The sequence below is a fragment of the Ruegeria sp. AL3 genome (assembly GCF_056536065.1).
Genome location: NZ_JBQFJG010000001.1, coordinates 2,773,617 through 2,788,411, shown reverse-complemented (window position 1 = coordinate 2,788,411; position 14,795 = coordinate 2,773,617). Strand labels below are relative to the sequence as shown.

12 protein-coding genes are annotated in these 14,795 nt (G+C 58.5%); 7 read left to right on the top strand and 5 right to left on the bottom strand.

The window, feature by feature from the left end; all coding sequences use genetic code 11:
* Positions 1-4: 4 nt before the first annotated feature.
* Positions 5-439, bottom strand: coding sequence for a hypothetical protein (locus tag ACR3E6_RS14085; RefSeq protein WP_480487666.1), 435 nt, complete (start codon positions 437-439; stop codon positions 5-7).
* A gap of 542 nt (positions 440-981) precedes the next feature.
* Here ACR3E6_RS14085 and ACR3E6_RS14080 point away from each other — a divergent pair.
* A complete protein-coding gene (locus ACR3E6_RS14080) occupies positions 982-4,602 on the top strand; it encodes a vitamin B12-dependent ribonucleotide reductase (protein WP_480487664.1) in 3,621 nt (1,206 codons plus the stop codon).
* A 541-nt stretch (positions 4,603-5,143) separates the two neighbouring features.
* Entirely contained in the window at positions 5,144-5,389 is a 246-nt protein-coding gene (locus ACR3E6_RS14075; RefSeq protein ID WP_117868858.1) for an EF-hand domain-containing protein, read from the top strand.
* 45 nt (positions 5,390-5,434) lie between these two features.
* Here ACR3E6_RS14075 and ACR3E6_RS14070 read toward each other — a convergent pair whose 3' ends face one another.
* Complete coding sequence (locus ACR3E6_RS14070; protein WP_209833026.1) at positions 5,435-6,979, bottom strand: trimethylamine methyltransferase family protein; 1,545 nt, start codon at positions 6,977-6,979, stop codon at positions 5,435-5,437.
* A 401-nt stretch (positions 6,980-7,380) separates the two neighbouring features.
* On the opposite strand from ACR3E6_RS14070, the gene ACR3E6_RS14065 reads away from it, so the two are divergent.
* Complete coding sequence (locus ACR3E6_RS14065; protein WP_245217972.1) at positions 7,381-7,911, top strand: outer membrane protein; 531 nt, start codon at positions 7,381-7,383, stop codon at positions 7,909-7,911.
* An 8-nt stretch (positions 7,912-7,919) separates the two neighbouring features.
* Here the strand turns inward: ACR3E6_RS14065 and ACR3E6_RS14060 are convergent, their stop codons facing one another.
* Positions 7,920-9,107 carry a pyridoxal phosphate-dependent aminotransferase gene (locus tag ACR3E6_RS14060; protein ID WP_480487662.1) on the bottom strand — a complete coding sequence of 396 codons (1,188 nt, stop codon included), beginning with the start codon at positions 9,105-9,107 and terminating at the stop codon, positions 7,920-7,922.
* Between the two features lie 56 nt (positions 9,108-9,163).
* A complete protein-coding gene (locus ACR3E6_RS14055) occupies positions 9,164-9,508 on the bottom strand; it encodes an MmcQ/YjbR family DNA-binding protein (RefSeq protein WP_171632253.1) in 345 nt (114 codons plus the stop codon).
* Between ACR3E6_RS14055 and ACR3E6_RS14050 the strand changes: the two genes are divergently transcribed.
* From ACR3E6_RS14050 to ACR3E6_RS14035, 4 genes are read left to right on the top strand one after another with little or no spacing between them, the layout of a single operon-like run.
* Entirely contained in the window at positions 9,507-9,794 is a 288-nt protein-coding gene (locus ACR3E6_RS14050) for a hypothetical protein (protein WP_480487660.1), read from the top strand. The two genes, ACR3E6_RS14055 and ACR3E6_RS14050, sit on opposite strands and share 2 nt — an antisense overlap.
* Positions 9,727-11,124: a cysteine--tRNA ligase gene (gene cysS, locus ACR3E6_RS14045; RefSeq protein ID WP_480487658.1), complete on the top strand. Its 1,398-nt coding sequence runs from the start codon at positions 9,727-9,729 to the stop codon at positions 11,122-11,124. The genes ACR3E6_RS14050 and cysS overlap by 68 nt, the downstream gene beginning before the upstream one ends.
* Positions 11,124-12,758, top strand: coding sequence for a citramalate synthase (cimA, locus tag ACR3E6_RS14040; protein WP_480487656.1), 1,635 nt, complete (start codon positions 11,124-11,126; stop codon positions 12,756-12,758). The genes cysS and cimA overlap by 1 nt, the downstream gene beginning before the upstream one ends.
* Complete coding sequence (locus ACR3E6_RS14035; RefSeq protein ID WP_171632262.1) at positions 12,755-13,537, top strand: squalene/phytoene synthase family protein; 783 nt, start codon at positions 12,755-12,757, stop codon at positions 13,535-13,537. Before cimA ends, ACR3E6_RS14035 begins: the two co-directional genes overlap by 4 nt.
* Here ACR3E6_RS14035 and ACR3E6_RS14030 read toward each other — a convergent pair whose 3' ends face one another.
* The gene (locus ACR3E6_RS14030; protein WP_171632265.1) at positions 13,538-14,764 is read right to left on the bottom strand and encodes an MFS transporter; all 1,227 of its coding nucleotides are present in this window, start codon (positions 14,762-14,764) and stop codon (positions 13,538-13,540) included.
* Positions 14,765-14,795: the final 31 nt, after the last annotated feature.

Sequence of the window (14,795 nt, the reverse complement as noted above, 5' to 3'; positions counted from 1 at the left end):
CAAGCTAATTCGGCGAGCCACCCATTGTCTGGTAGAGTTCGCTGATGGCTTGGTTCAGAACCTTGCTTTCAACCGGAACTTCAACTGCCGCACCGGATTTTTGCGGGACGTGGAAGAAAACACGCGCGTCCACGCGATACCCTGCGTTTGTTTTTGTTGACGTAAGGCGCATGACGCTTTGCGGCAGCTCCTGCGGATGGCCGTCATAGTTCAGAATCAGAAAAGCTGTCGCCTTGGGGGGCAGGAACTCGCTGCATTCAAAGATTTGATTCCCGGTTTTCCTGAAAGACTCGCCAGGGCCCGAGCAGCTGGTTTCAAACGTGTCGAACAGTCGTTGAGGGAAGGAGTCGAACTGTGCGCTGCGTGACGGGATGGGCACATCCTGTGGTGCGCACGCCACGATGCAGGCTGTGGCCGGGATAAAATGAAACAACTTCATTCGCTTGAGCTCCCTCGCTCGTGGGTAGACCGTTCGGCACATGGCGCGGGACAGTCCGCCCGGACAGCATTGATTCCGTTTCAGCGTAACCAGCATGTCGTTGGTTGATCAAATGCAGATAACTATGCTGGTAAAAACGGGAATTCATTTTGAGAGTTCAAAACATCGGCGGAAATACGCCGTGGATGAAGTTGTGGAGGAATCGCGACCTGCACGCAGAAGGCTTCACGCAACCATCAGGTCAACAAAAAAGATTTGGAAAATGACTGAAAAAGGGCGTTGACCTTCTATGGGAACATACGTCAAATTGTATGGGCCAACGAGATTGCCACAATATCTGGTGTATAATCAGGAAAAGGCAGCGGGCGAGGGTCGGAAAAGCACAATCGTTTTACGTGCGGTCGCATTTGCGGCTTTGCGCTGTCTCAGACAGCGAACAGTACCTTTTTGCGCGCGTCTCAGGGCGTTGTGGGCGACACCCTGCAACACAAGATTTGGTGTCGGGAATCGGAAATTGAGCTGTATTAACCAGGGCTGCGGACATGAAGATTGAAAGAAAATTCACCAAACCGGATCAGGACGCCTATGCGGAACTGAATTTTGTGTCTGCAACATCTGAAATCCGAAATCCGGACGGTACAATCGTTTTTCGTCTGGATGACATCGAAGTCCCCTCGAGCTGGTCGCAGGTCGCAAGTGATGTGATTGCGCAGAAATACTTCCGCAAGGCGGGGGTGCCCACCAAGCTCAAGAAAGTGAAAGAAAAAGACGTTCCTGATTTCCTGTGGCGATCGGTTCCCGCGGACGGCGCAGAGTTCGAAGGAGAAACATCATCCAAGCAAGTGTTCGACCGTCTGGCCGGTGCCTGGGCCTATTGGGGCTGGAAGGGCGGCTATTTCTCGACCGAGGAAGACGCGCGCGCCTATTTCGACGAGATGCGATATATGCTGGCAACCCAGCGCGCGGCGCCGAATTCGCCGCAGTGGTTCAACACGGGCCTGCACTGGGCGTACGGAATCGATGGCCCGGCGCAGGGGCACCACTATGTCGATTACAAGACCGGCAAGCTGACCAAGTCGAAATCGGCCTATGAGCATCCTCAGCCGCACGCGTGCTTCATCCAGTCAGTCGATGATGATCTGGTGAATGAAGGCGGCATCATGGATCTGTGGGTGCGCGAGGCGCGCCTGTTCAAATACGGGAGCGGAACAGGCACCAACTTCAGCCATCTGCGGGCCGAAGGCGAGGCACTGTCGGGTGGTGGCAAGTCCTCGGGCCTCATGGGCTTTCTCAAGATCGGCGACCGCGCCGCTGGCGCGATCAAATCAGGCGGGACAACCCGTCGGGCAGCAAAGATGGTGATCGTCGATGCAGATCACCCGGACATCGAGCAATTCATCGAATGGAAGGTGATTGAAGAACAGAAGGTGGCCTCGATCGTTGCCGGATCGAAGATGCACGAGAAGATGCTGAACGGCATTTTCGAGGCCATCCGGTCTTGGGATGGATCTGCCGATGACGCCTATGATCCGAACAAGAACGACGCGCTGAAAAAGGCGGTTCGTGAAGCGAAAAAGGTCGCAATCCCGGAAACTTACATCAAGCGTGTCTTGGATTATGCCAAGCAGGGCCACGACAGCATCGAGTTCCCAACCTACGACACAGACTGGGATTCGGAAGCTTACAGCTCGGTTTCGGGTCAGAACTCGAACAACTCCATCCGTGTGACCAACGCGTTCTTGACCGCCGTTGAAAAAGACGCCGATTGGGAGTTGATCAACCGCACCGATGGTAAGGTTGCCCGCACCGTCAAGGCGCGTGATCTTTGGGAAAAGGTCGGCCACGCCGCGTGGGCTTGCGCCGATCCGGGCATCCAGTTCCACGATACCGTCAATGAATGGCACACATGCCCCGAAGATGGTGAGATCCGCGGCTCGAACCCGTGCTCGGAATACATGTTCCTGGATGACACGGCCTGTAACCTGGCCTCGATGAACCTGCTGACCTTCCTGAAGGATGGTGAGTTCCAGGCGGCGGACTACATGCATGCCTCACGCCTGTGGACACTGACGCTGGAAATCTCGGTGACAATGGCGCAGTTCCCGTCGAAGGAAATCGCGCAACTGTCCTATGACTTTCGCACGCTGGGTCTGGGTTATGCCAATATCGGCGGTCTGCTGATGAACATGGGCTATAGCTACGACTCGGACGAAGGCCGGGCGATCTGCGGTGCGCTGACCGCGATCATGACCGGCGTGGCCTATGCGACATCGGCTGAAATTGCCGGAGAGCTTGGCCCGTTCAAAGGCTATGAGCGCAACGCCGAGCATATGCTGCGTGTCATCCGCAACCACCGCCGCGCGGCGCAGGGTGTGACGGAAGGCTACGAGAAATTGGCCGTCAAACCGGTGCCGCTGGATCACGGCAACTGCCCGGACAAGCGCCTGGTCGATCTGGCCATGTCCGCCTGGGACGAGGCGCTGAGCCTTGGTGAGAAGAACGGTTATCGCAACGCGCAAGCCACCGTGATCGCGCCCACCGGCACCATCGGTCTGGTGATGGATTGCGACACCACCGGAATCGAGCCTGATTTTGCGCTGGTGAAGTTCAAGAAGCTGGCCGGTGGCGGGTATTTCAAGATCATCAACCGCTCGGTGCCATCGGCGCTGGAAAAGCTGGGCTATTCCTCGTCGCAGATCGAAGAGATCGTATCCTACGCAGTTGGTCACGGCACCATCGGCAATGCGCCGGGGATCAACCACACCTCGCTGACCGGCCATGGCTTTGGCCCGAATGAACTGGCCAAGGTGGACGCCGCGCTGGAAAGCGCGTTCGACATCCGGTTTGTCTTCAACCAGTGGACACTGGGCGAGGATTTCTGCACCGGTGTTCTGGGCATCCCGGCGACCAAGCTGAATGATCCGACCTTCGATCTGCTGCGCCATCTGGGCTTTACCAGGGCGGATATCGACGCGGCCAACGACCATGTCTGCGGAACCATGACGCTGGAAGGTGCGCCGCATCTGAAGGAAGAGCATTATTCGATCTTCGACTGCGCCAACCCGTGCGGGAAAAAAGGCAAGCGTTTCCTTGGAGTTGAAAGCCATATCACCATGATGGCGGCGGCACAGAGCTTCATCTCGGGTGCGATCTCGAAGACGATTAACATGCCGAATGACGCGACCATCGAGGATTGCCAGAAAGCCTATGAACTCAGCTGGTCGCTGGGTGTGAAGGCCAACGCGCTCTATCGTGACGGTTCGAAACTGTCTCAACCGCTGGCGGCAGCACTGGTCGAGGATGACGATGAGGCGGCAGAGGTGCTGGAGAGCGGCTCGGCGCAGGAAAAGGCTGTCGTTCTGGCCGAAAAGGTGATCGAGAAGGTTGTGGTCAAAGAGATCATCCGCAGCCATCGTGAGAAACTGCCGCATCGCCGCAAGGGCTATACCCAGAAGGCAATCGTTGGTGGCCACAAGGTCTATCTGCGCACCGGTGAGTTCGAAGACGGCCAGCTGGGCGAGATTTTCATCGACATGCACAAGGAAGGCGCTGGCTTCCGTGCGATGATGAACAACTTTGCCATCGCCGTGTCGGTCGGTCTGCAATACGGCGTGCCGCTGGAAGAATTCGTGGACGCCTTCACCTTCACCAAGTTCGAACCCGCGGGGATGGTGCAGGGCAACGACTCGATCAAGAACGCAACGTCGATCCTGGATTACATCTTCCGCGAACTGGCCGTGTCCTATCTGGACCGCACCGATCTGGCCCACGTGAAACCCGAAGGCGCAACCTTTGACGATTTGGGTCGGGGCGAGGACGAGGGTGTCTCGAATGTATCGGAAATCAGCGATACAGCCGCGTCCAAGTCGTTGGAAGTGCTGAAACAAATCAGCTCCACCGGCTATCTGCGCAAGCGCTTGCCGCAAGATCTGGCTGTGTTCAACGCGGGTCAGGTCGAGGTGAACGGTATGGCTGAACCAGCGGCTTCCTTCGAAGCACCGGCAGCCGAAACGGCGGTGGCCACCGGAATGGACGCCCGCACAAAGGCCAAGATGCAGGGGTACGAGGGCGATCCCTGCGGCGAATGCGGAAACTACACGCTGGTGCGCAACGGCACCTGCATGAAATGCAACACCTGTGGCGCGACAAGCGGGTGTAGCTGAGTTTAGCGCCCCGGCAACCCGGGGTGCAGGGGTCGGATGGCTGCCACAGGTACCGACCCCGACGAATACGAAGCAAGGCACTGAGACTTACCGTTGATGCCTTGGTCCACTCGGCCGACATGCCCGTGTTGGCCGGAAACAGGGTGGGGCGGAATATTTGCTCCCTCCCACTCTTTCACGGAACGGGTGCGCTCGTTCCATGCGACGTCCAGGCCGCAGGCAAAAAAACACCGGGCGGTCAACGAAATGAGCCTGGATGGCGAAACTGACAGGGGGCTTCGGCCCCCTTTCTTTTTTGCGACTGGTTGCTCGGATAAGCGCGGTCTTGCCGGATCGGGCCATGCCTGTCGGGCAAGTTCTGCCGAAACGGGTCTGGCAAGGTTTTGCCCGGCGGTGTGTCGCAACACCGACTCGGGCAAACACGCAAAGATTGGCGCGATTTCCCGGAAATCACGTAAAACGGGTGACGCCTGCGGCTGTTCCGGTGTTTCTGGGGCCTGTCCGGACGAAGACATAATCAACTTATCCAGGAGGCACGAAAATGAAACCGCAGTACTTGATTGGGATTTCCATTGCTGCACTGACCTTGCCGGGAGTGCTCTCGGCGCAGTCCTCAACCGACGCCAATGGCGATGGCGTTCTGACCATCGAAGAAATTCAGGCCGTGTTGCCCGACGTTGACGCCGATACATTTTCGGCGATGGACGCAAATGGCGACGGGGCGCTGGATGCTGATGAAGTGGCCGTTGCACAAGAGGCAGGTTTGCTTCCACCCAGCAACGGGTAGACAAGAAAGGGCGGCCCGACACTCATCGGGCCGCTTTTTCAGATGCTATAACGGCAAGTGAATGTTGAATTTTTCCCGAATCTCAGCATCCAGAAGCGGGTCGAACCGGGCCGCCGACGGGGTGGACAGGATCTCATTCTTTCGGGCCACTGCCTTTTCAACCAGATCCGGCTTGCCAAGCTCCACCCATTCCTTGGGGGAAGAGCGGTCACCAAAGGTCGGATAGACATAGTCGGCCTGCATCCGGCTGAGGGTCGCATCGGTGCCCAGATAATGACCGGGGCCGCCCATGCATACGGATGCGATCTGATCCAGTGCCAGGGTTTCATCGGTCACTTCGATCCCGCGCACACAGCGCTGCGCCTGACCGATCAGGTCGTCGCTGAGGATGAGGCTTTCAAAGCAGAACCCCAGCAGCGAGGCGTGCATGCCAGCGGCTTCATATACCATGTTCAGACCGGACAGCCCGGCCATCACGTTCGAGCACATCTGTTCCCACCCGGCCTGCATGTCGGGCAGCTTCGAATCTGATGCGCCGGCTGCCGCGCCCCCCGGCAAGTCGTAGAAACGGTGCATCTGGGCGCAGCCTGCCGTCAGCAGGGCTTGTTCGCCGGAACCGATGGACATTGCGCCGGTCCGTAGATCAAGACCAAAGGGCCAGGTGCCGAAAACTGCGGGCGCGCCGGGACTTACGGCGTTTACATAAACCAATCCCGCAAGGCATTCCGCCGTGGCCTGGGCGATTGCTCCGGCGATGGTTGATGGCGCGGTGGCGCCGGCCATTCCGGCTGACAGCAACAGAACCGGCATTCCGGCCTTGATGCATTCCTCCATCACTTCGCAGCTTTCAGTGGCGAATTTCATCGGTGGGACGACGAAGCAGTTCGAGTTCGACACAAATGGTCGCTCGCGATATTTATCTTCGCCGCCCGCGATCATATAGATCATCTCCATCGCGGGGGCGACGTGGCTGGGTTCCGTGAAGGATGTGCCGACGTGTTTGAATGTTCCTGAACAGCTGGCGTAGATCGTGTTCAGGTCCATTTCCAGGTTGTCCGTGATGTCGCGACAGACCATGGGGCGCTGAACAAAGTGAATATTGTCAAGCTGTTGGCAGATACGTGCGGCATCGTGCAAATCCTGAACGGTTGAATCGCGATACTCGCGACCATGCACGTCGACCATTGAAACGGCTGCACCAGCCGTGCCGTAATGTACTTTTGTACCTGTCAGGTCCAGATCGGTTTTCCCGTCACGGCTGTACAAAGTGACATTGCGGTTCGCCTTTGCGATCGTGTCTTCGACAAGCGCACGGGGAAAGCGGACGCGGCCATCGTCGCCCAATGCGCAGCCCGCACCAACCAGATAGTCGATCCCGCTTTGCGGCGCGTCCGCCAGACCAATTGTTTCCAATGCGGTCAGGGCGGCCTCGTGGATACGTTCGATCTGTGCTTGGGTCAGGACATTCAAGACACCGCCTTCCATACCGGGGCGCACGGGGCGCAGATGTTCAGGCAATGCGGTTGCACGGGCAGCGCGACGCGCAGCGCGACCGCCGCTGCGCGATGTGTTGCGGGATTGGTCGTTCATTTCTATTTCCGATCTGTGAGAGATGTTTGGGGAACTGGCAAATGGCCGCTTACGGCCGTCCTCTCGCTGCACGTCCCCGGTCCGCACCAATGGTGCGGCTGATCAGGCTGATTTTCCAGTCGTGGTCAGTCATTCCGCCTCTCAACGTTTGGCGCAACAATTCCAAAACACGGCGACGCAATCTGTTCTGTTTGCGACCTCAACGGAATTTACTTCAGCAAATATCTGCCCAACAAACCTCTGACGGAATTCTGAGGCAGATTTTCTCCCTCGAGGACAGAAATCTGTTATACTGCATTCACTTACTCTTGAGCTTTGCGTGCAAGGAATTGAACTCTGACAAAAGCGATCCCAGTTGAATTGTAAGTTAACACATGATCTGAAGCCCGAGTGAAATCGCATTGAAACAGACTTTTGAACTTTTTTCTGTCCTGATTGTCGTGGCTCTGACGGCCAACGCCAGCCCGGTTTTGGCAGAGGATTGGACAGGGGGGTACGTTGGGCTCAGCTTTGGGTATGGCGATGCGGATGGACCGGGTGGATCAAGCGGGGACGACACCGCCTTTGGTGCGCATGTAGGCTATGATCGGGATTTCGGGGCTTTCGTTCTGGGCGGTGAACTTGAATACAACCGCCTTTCCCTGAACCTCAGCCAGTCTCAGGGCAGTCTGGACAGCATGACCCGATTGAAACTGCGTGGCGGGTACGATTTCGGCAGCGCGCTGGGGTATGTCGTCGTTGGCGCGGCACGGGCCGAAACATCTGTCGACAGCGATACCGCCGCTGTTTACGGGATAGGCATCGCTTATCCGATTGGCGACAATTTTGTCATAAGTGGCGAGGCGTTGCGGCAAGATTTCGATGATGTTACCCGATCCACCGGTGGTTTGGATTCCAACGTCTTCAACCTGCGCACAACGTTCCGTTTCTGACAACAGGCTTATTCAGCTGCGTGCTTCCTCGCAAGTTGCGACGCGAATTCGCACAGCGTTTTCAGCGCATCCGCAAAACGTTCATCCGCCACGGTCATGGCCACCCGTATGTGCCCGGCAGCGGCCTTGCCGAAGCTTTCGCCGGGCATGACGGCAATCTTGTGTGCGTCCAGCAGCGCGTTGGCAAACGCGTCCCCCGACATCCCGGTCGCGCGGATATCCAGCATCAGATACATGGCGCCCTGCGCGGGGACGAGGCCGACGATGTTTTGCGAGGCTAGAATATCCATGGCCAAGGATCGGCGGCGGCGGAACGGAGCGGCGATTTTTTCTTCAAGTTCAACACCCGCGGTCAGCGCAAAACTCGACGCGTCCTGCACGAACCCGGGAACGCCGTAGGTGGTGTGGGTCGCCAGATTGATCAGATGGGCGATGACCTCTTCGGGGCCGACGACCCATCCACACCGAGACCCCGTCATGGCGTGGGACTTGGACATGGATCCAACCACAAGCGTTCGCTCTGCCATGTCGGGCAGCGCACGCGGAGAAAGATGTTCACCGTCCCAGACCTGCGTGTCGTATACCTCATCCGAGATCAGCCAAAGATCGCGTCGCTTGCACACGTCAGCGACCGCCTCGAGCGATTGACGGGAATAGACCACGCCGGTCGGATTGTTCGGCGTGTTGATCAACAGCGAAACCGCGCCTTCAGCAGCGGCATCGATCCGCTCGGCCTGGGGCTGGAAAGCGTCGTCAGCGGCGGTTTGAACCGCGCGGGCGACGGCGCCAACACCCCGAATCGTGCCGGGGTAGGTGGCGTAGTACGGGTCGAGATACAATCCGACATCACCGGGATCGCAAACGGCCATATGTGCCGCGAACAGGGCGGCTTGCCCGCCGGGGGTGACCAGAACATTGTTCCGAGAGGTCGGAACGCCAGTGCGGGTCTGAACCCGCGCGGCGACCGTGTCGCGCAGCAGGTCCGTGCCGGGTACCATCGCGTAACCTGTATGGCCGTTGCGGGCCGACAGCTCCATCGCCCGAAGAATCGAAGGGTCGGTTCGGGTGTCATGTTCACCGATCGTCAATTCGGTTACGGCTTGTCCTTCGTTCAACATCCGGCGGGCGCGGTAGAACACGTCCCAGCCATCGCTGCCGCCGCCGGTGATCTGCGTGATGCGTTCAGACAATCTCATGAAATCGCCCCTGGTTGCTTTGCGCTGAATGGGGCAGAGCAGTGGCCGTTTGTCAATCAGCTTCGCGGCGCCAGCGTTGCCTGAAGCTTTTTTGTCAGCGATGCGCGCACGAGGTCATAGGAGGCCGTCAAACGATGGCGCAGTTCCTCGGTCTCGGCATCAAACGGCAGGCGGACCCAGCTGCGGTGAAAATAGGGGGCTTTCACCGCGACACCGGCATCAATCAGCATCTGAGCCGTTTCCACGTCGGGCGTTTTGACGGAAACACCGTCATTTGCAATTCCGATACAGGCAAACATCTTGCCGCCAACTTTCCACGCGTCATGACCGCCGCCCCATGGGTCTGACAGTTCTGCACCGGGAAATTCCTTGCAGATGGAATTGATGAAGTCTCGATCCATGACAGCCACTCTGCCGGACCGGGTGATCAAACTCAACGCTTGGCTTGGCGGGGATCCCGTGCTAACCGAGGGGCATGAACCCGGTGACCTGCATCATTATCTGCTGCATTACCTGCTGATTTATCAAGCGGGCCGGTTTCTTTCGTTTTCATCCCTGAGACAAGTTGCTAAGCCCGCGCCAACGCGCAAGCCTTTGCTGTTTTCTAGGAGCCCGACCGATGACGACGATCAAGCTGCACAACACGCGGACGCGGACGAAGGAAGATTTCGTACCGATCGACCCTGACAACGTGCGGATGTATGTCTGTGGTCCGACGGTCTATGACCGCGCCCATCTGGGCAATGCCCGCCCGGTGGTCGTGTTCGACGTTCTTTATCGTCTGTTGCGCCACGTCTATGGCGCAGAGCACGTGACCTATGTGCGCAATTTCACCGACGTGGACGACAAGATCAACGCCACCGCGCTGGCCCGCAAACAGGCGGGCGCGGAAGGCACGCTGGAGCAACTGGTGCAGCAACGGTCGGATGAAACCATCGGCTGGTACCTGCATGATATGGGCGCTTTGGGCACGTTGGAACCGAACGAGATGCCGCGTGCGACCCAGTTCATCGCACAGATGATTGCGATGATCGAAGACCTGATCGCCAAGGGCCATGCCTATGCCGCCGAAGGTCATGTTCTGTTTGCGGTGGATAGCTGGAAAGAAAGCTATGGCAAGCTATCGGGGCGCTCGGTGGATGACATGATCGCCGGCGCGCGGGTCGAGGTGGCGCCCTACAAGAAGAACCCGATGGATTTCGTTCTGTGGAAACCCTCGACCGATGAACTGCCGGGCTGGGACAGCCCATGGGGGCGGGGACGTCCGGGCTGGCACATCGAATGCTCGGCCATGAGCTATGAGTTGCTGGGTGAGAGTTTTGATATCCATGGTGGCGGCAACGACCTGATGTTCCCGCACCACGAGAACGAGATCGCTCAGAGCTGCTGCGCGCACCCGGAAGGTGAGTTCGCTCGATACTGGTTGCACAATGAGATGCTGCAGGTCGAAGGTAAGAAAATGTCCAAATCTCTGGGCAATTTCTTCACAGTGCACGATCTGTTGGAGCAAGGCGTGCCGGGTGAAGTGATCCGGTTTGTCTTTTTGCAGACGCATTACCGCAAGCCGATGGATTGGACTGAAAAAAAGGCCCGTGAAGCGGAGCGAACCTTGCGCAAATTCTACGCGCAGGCCGCGCAAGGGGTTGGTTATGGCGAGCCGCATCCTCAAATCGTTAACTTTTTGGCCGACGACCTGAACACAGCCGGTGCCATCGCCGAACTCCACCAGTTATCCATCGCTGACGATGTCGTGGGGTTGCGGCATTCGCTGCAATTTTTGGGATTGTTGGGCAACGATGTCCCTTCGTGGGCTCAGACGCCGCAGGTCGATCTGTCGGCCCATGCAGATCGCTTGGCAAGGGCGCGCGTATCTGCAATGGAAAACAAGGATTTCTCGGAGGTCGATCGCCTCAAGGCGGCGTATGTTGCGGCGGGGCTTGAGGTGCGAATGAGCAAGGAAGGTGTTGAACTGGTGCCGGGCGCCGGTTTTGATGCTGCCAAGCTGGAGGAGGTCTGATGACCAAAGAACGCCTCTATCTTTACGACACGACCCTGCGTGACGGGCAGCAGACCCAGGGCGTTCAGTTCTCGACCGCCGAAAAGGTGCAGATCGCACAGGCGCTGGACGCATTGGGGGTGGATTACATCGAAGGCGGTTGGCCCGGCGCCAACCCCACCGACAGCGCGTTTTTCGAGGCGGCGCCAAAGATCTCGGCCCGGTTGACGGCCTTTGGCATGACCAAACGGGCAGGGCGCTCGGCCGAGAATGACGATGTGCTGGCTGCGGTGATGAATGCGGGTACGCAGGCCGTTTGTCTGGTTGGCAAGTCACATGATTATCACGTGACCCATGCGCTTGGCATTTCGCTTGAAGAGAACACGGAAAACGTTCGTGCTTCGGTCGCGCATATCGTGGCGCAAGGGCGCGAGGCGTTGTTCGATGCCGAACATTTCTTTGACGGGTACAAGGACAACCCCGAATACGCGACACAAGTTTGCCGGGCCGCGCTGGAGGCGGGCGCGCGATGGGTTGTGCTGTGTGACACCAACGGCGGCGCGTTGCCGTCCGAGGTCGGGCGGATCGTGTCCGAAGTGATCGCGGCCGGTCTGCCGGGTGAACGGTTGGGTATTCACACCCATAACGATACCGAGAACGCAGTGGCCTGTTCTCTGGCGGCGGTCGAAGCAGGTGCGCGGCAAATTCAGGGAACGCTGAATGGTCTGGGGGAACGCTGCGGCAACGCAAACCTGACGGCGCTGATCCCGACATTGCTGCTGAAAGAACCCTACGCCTCGCAGTTCGAAATCGGCGTCAGCCTTGATGCGCTGGCCAGGCTGACCCGCATCAGCCGCATGTTGGACGATGTCCTGAACCGCGTTCCCAGCAAGCAGGCGGCGTATGTGGGCGCGTCGGCTTTTGCGCATAAGGCGGGGTTGCACGCCAGCGCGATTCTGAAGGACCCGTCGACTTACGAACATGTGGACCCTGCGAGCATAGGCAATGAACGTATCATTCCGATGTCGAACCAGGCGGGTCAGTCGAACCTGCGCAAACGCCTGACCGAGGCGGGGCTGAGCGTCAAAGCCGGTGATCCCGCATTGGGCCGCATCCTTGAGCGGATCAAGGATCGTGAAGCGGTTGGGTATTCCTACGACACCGCGCAGGCCAGTTTCGAACTGTTGGCGCGGGATGAACTGGGGCAACTGCCTGAGTTCTTCGAGGTCAAACGCTACAAGGTCACTGTTGAGCGTCGGAAGAACAAATACAACAAGATGGTCAGCCTGTCCGAGGCTGTCGTCGTGGTCAAAGTGGACGGTGAAAAGAAACTGTCGGTCAGCGAGTCCATGGACGACTCCGGAAACGACAGGGGGCCTGTGAACGCGCTGGCCAAGGCGCTGGCGAAGGATTTGGGACAATACTCGCAGGTTTTGTCAGACATGCGCCTTGTCGATTTCAAGGTCCGTATCACCCAGGGCGGGACCGAAGCGGTGACCCGCGTCATCATCGACAGCGAAGACGGTCAGGGACGGCGTTGGTCGACGGTGGGTGTTAGTGCGAACATAGTTGATGCGTCCTTTGAGGCGCTGCTGGATGCGATCCAGTGGAAACTGGTCCGTGATTGCTATCCGCAAAAGGCAGCGGCCGAGTGAGCGGGACCTTCGACGATGATGTCAAAGCCTGCGCCGCGCTGGTACAGCGTGCGGATCCTGATCGGTTCCGCGCGACGATGGCTGCTCCGGTCGCGGCCCGCGTGGTTTTGTTTCCGATCTATGCGTTGAATGTCGAAGTCGCCCGCGCGCCATGGGTGACGCAAGAGGCCATGATTGCCGAAATGCGGCTGCAATGGTGGCGCGACGCGTTGCAGGAGATTGCAGAAGGGGCCGCGGTGCGGCGGCACGAGGTGGTGACGCCTTTGTCGCGGGTCCTGTCGCCGCATCTGGCAGGCGTTCTGGATGAATTTGTTGCCGTAAGACGTTGGGATATATACCGGGATCCGTTCGAGGATCAGGAACATTTTGACGCCTATATCAACCACAGTTCCGGATCTCTTTTCGTCGCCTCGGCGCAGGCGCTGGGTGCGGCGGATGAAAGCGTGTTGCGCGATTTCGGGTACGGAGTCGGTGTGGCAAATTGGTTCCGCGCCATTCCCGAACTGGAAAAGCGGGGTCGCGTACCTTTGCTTAATGGGTCGACGGGTGGCGTTCAGCAACTGGCCCAATCCGCTTTGGACCGATTGCGCAAGGCGCGATCAAACCGGGCCGACATCGCACCTGAGGCGCGTCCCGCGCTGTATGCAGGTTGGTTGGCGGAACGGGTGCTTAAGCAGGCCATCGCCCAACCCAAGCGGGTGGCGGCTGGAGCGCTGGAACCAGGCGAAATGCGTCAGCGACTGTCCCTGATGTGGACCGTCGGCAGCGGGCGCTGGTGATCAGACCCTTTCGGGATCGGCCGGGCGCAAAACCAGCCACAGCAATGCGCCACCTGCCAGTGTCAGCAAGGGGATCATGGCAAGGTTGACGGCGTTCCACCCCTCGATCGCGGATCCGCCCGAGCAGTTCATCAACCCGCCCGAGGCCAGCGATGCCAATGTCACACCGCCAAACACCAGCAGGTCGTTGAGGCCCTGCATCCGCCCGCGTTCATGCGGTTCATGCGACGCGGCCAGCATCGTGGTCGCGCCGATGAATCCGAAATTCCAACCAATGCCCAGAAGAACAAGGGCGACAAAAAAGTTACCCAATTCAACGCCTTGCAGCGCAACCACCCCTGATGCGGCAAGTATGGCCAAACCCAGAGCGACGATCTTCTCAACGCCAAACCGGGCAATCAGGTGCCCGGTGAAGAAGCTGGGGACATACATTGCCAGCACGTGACTGGTCACGATATCCGCTGCGTCATTGGCGGAAAATCCACATCCGACAACGGCAAGCGGCGTCGAGGTCATCACCAGATTCATCAACGCATAAGACACCATGGCACAGATGATCGCGACGGCGATGCGGGGTGTTTTTAACAACTCGATCCGTGACCGCCCCTTGGGTTCATCAGCCGCTGGTTTCGCAGGCGTCGGAATGTCGAGAAAGAAGAACAGCGCCGAGCCCAGAACGTTGATCCCGATTACGGCCATATATGTTCCCAGAAAAGGGATGACGTAAGCTTCAGACGTAAGTTTCACGATCTGAGGCCCGATGATGGCGGCCGCCAGCCCACCGGCCATCACGTATGAAATCGCTTTTGGGCGGTAGTCGTTTGACGCGGTGTCTGCTGCCGCAAAGCGATAGAACCCGTGTGCGCTCATGTAGATGCCGGTCAGCAGGCTGCCGACAAGAAAAATGGGGAACGAGCCCAGAAACAGGCCATAGGCCCCGATCAGCCCGCCCAGTGCACCGGCGGTTGCCCCGACAAGGAACCCCACGCGACGGCCCCATTTTTGCATGATGGCCGAGATCGGCGTGGCTGCCAGCATCGATCCCAGAACGATCAGGGATATCGGCAGCGTCGCCAGGCAAGGGTTCGAGGCCAGCGATTGACCTGCAAGCCCGCCAACGATGAACATCATCGGCATCTGCGCACCCAGGATGGCTTGGGCAGCCACCAGCACGGCCACATTGCGTTTGGCCTGCCGGTCGTCCGGAAGGGTTGAAATCATGGTCATGGGCGAATGGTTATCGGCTAAGTGTTTGCGG

Bases quoted from the DNA above. Each gene is read 5' to 3' on its own strand.
- ACR3E6_RS14085 (WP_480487666.1), bottom strand. From the start codon at position 439: ATGAAGTTGTTTCATTTTATCCCGGCCACAGCCTGCATCGTGGCGTGC.
- ACR3E6_RS14080 (WP_480487664.1), top strand. From the start codon at position 982: ATGAAGATTGAAAGAAAATTCACCAAACCGGATCAGGACGCCTATGCG.
- ACR3E6_RS14075 (WP_117868858.1), top strand. From the start codon at position 5,144: ATGAAACCGCAGTACTTGATTGGGATTTCCATTGCTGCACTGACCTTG.
- ACR3E6_RS14070 (WP_209833026.1), bottom strand. From the start codon at position 6,979: ATGAACGACCAATCCCGCAACACATCGCGCAGCGGCGGTCGCGCTGCG.
- ACR3E6_RS14060 (WP_480487662.1), bottom strand. From the start codon at position 9,107: ATGAGATTGTCTGAACGCATCACGCAGATCACCGGCGGCGGCAGCGAT.
- ACR3E6_RS14050 (WP_480487660.1), top strand. From the start codon at position 9,507: ATGACAGCCACTCTGCCGGACCGGGTGATCAAACTCAACGCTTGGCTT.
- ACR3E6_RS14055 (WP_171632253.1), bottom strand. From the start codon at position 9,508: ATGGATCGAGACTTCATCAATTCCATCTGCAAGGAATTTCCCGGTGCA.
- cysS (WP_480487658.1), top strand. From the start codon at position 9,727: ATGACGACGATCAAGCTGCACAACACGCGGACGCGGACGAAGGAAGAT.
- cimA (WP_480487656.1), top strand. From the start codon at position 11,124: ATGACCAAAGAACGCCTCTATCTTTACGACACGACCCTGCGTGACGGG.
- ACR3E6_RS14030 (WP_171632265.1), bottom strand. From the start codon at position 14,764: ATGACCATGATTTCAACCCTTCCGGACGACCGGCAGGCCAAACGCAAT.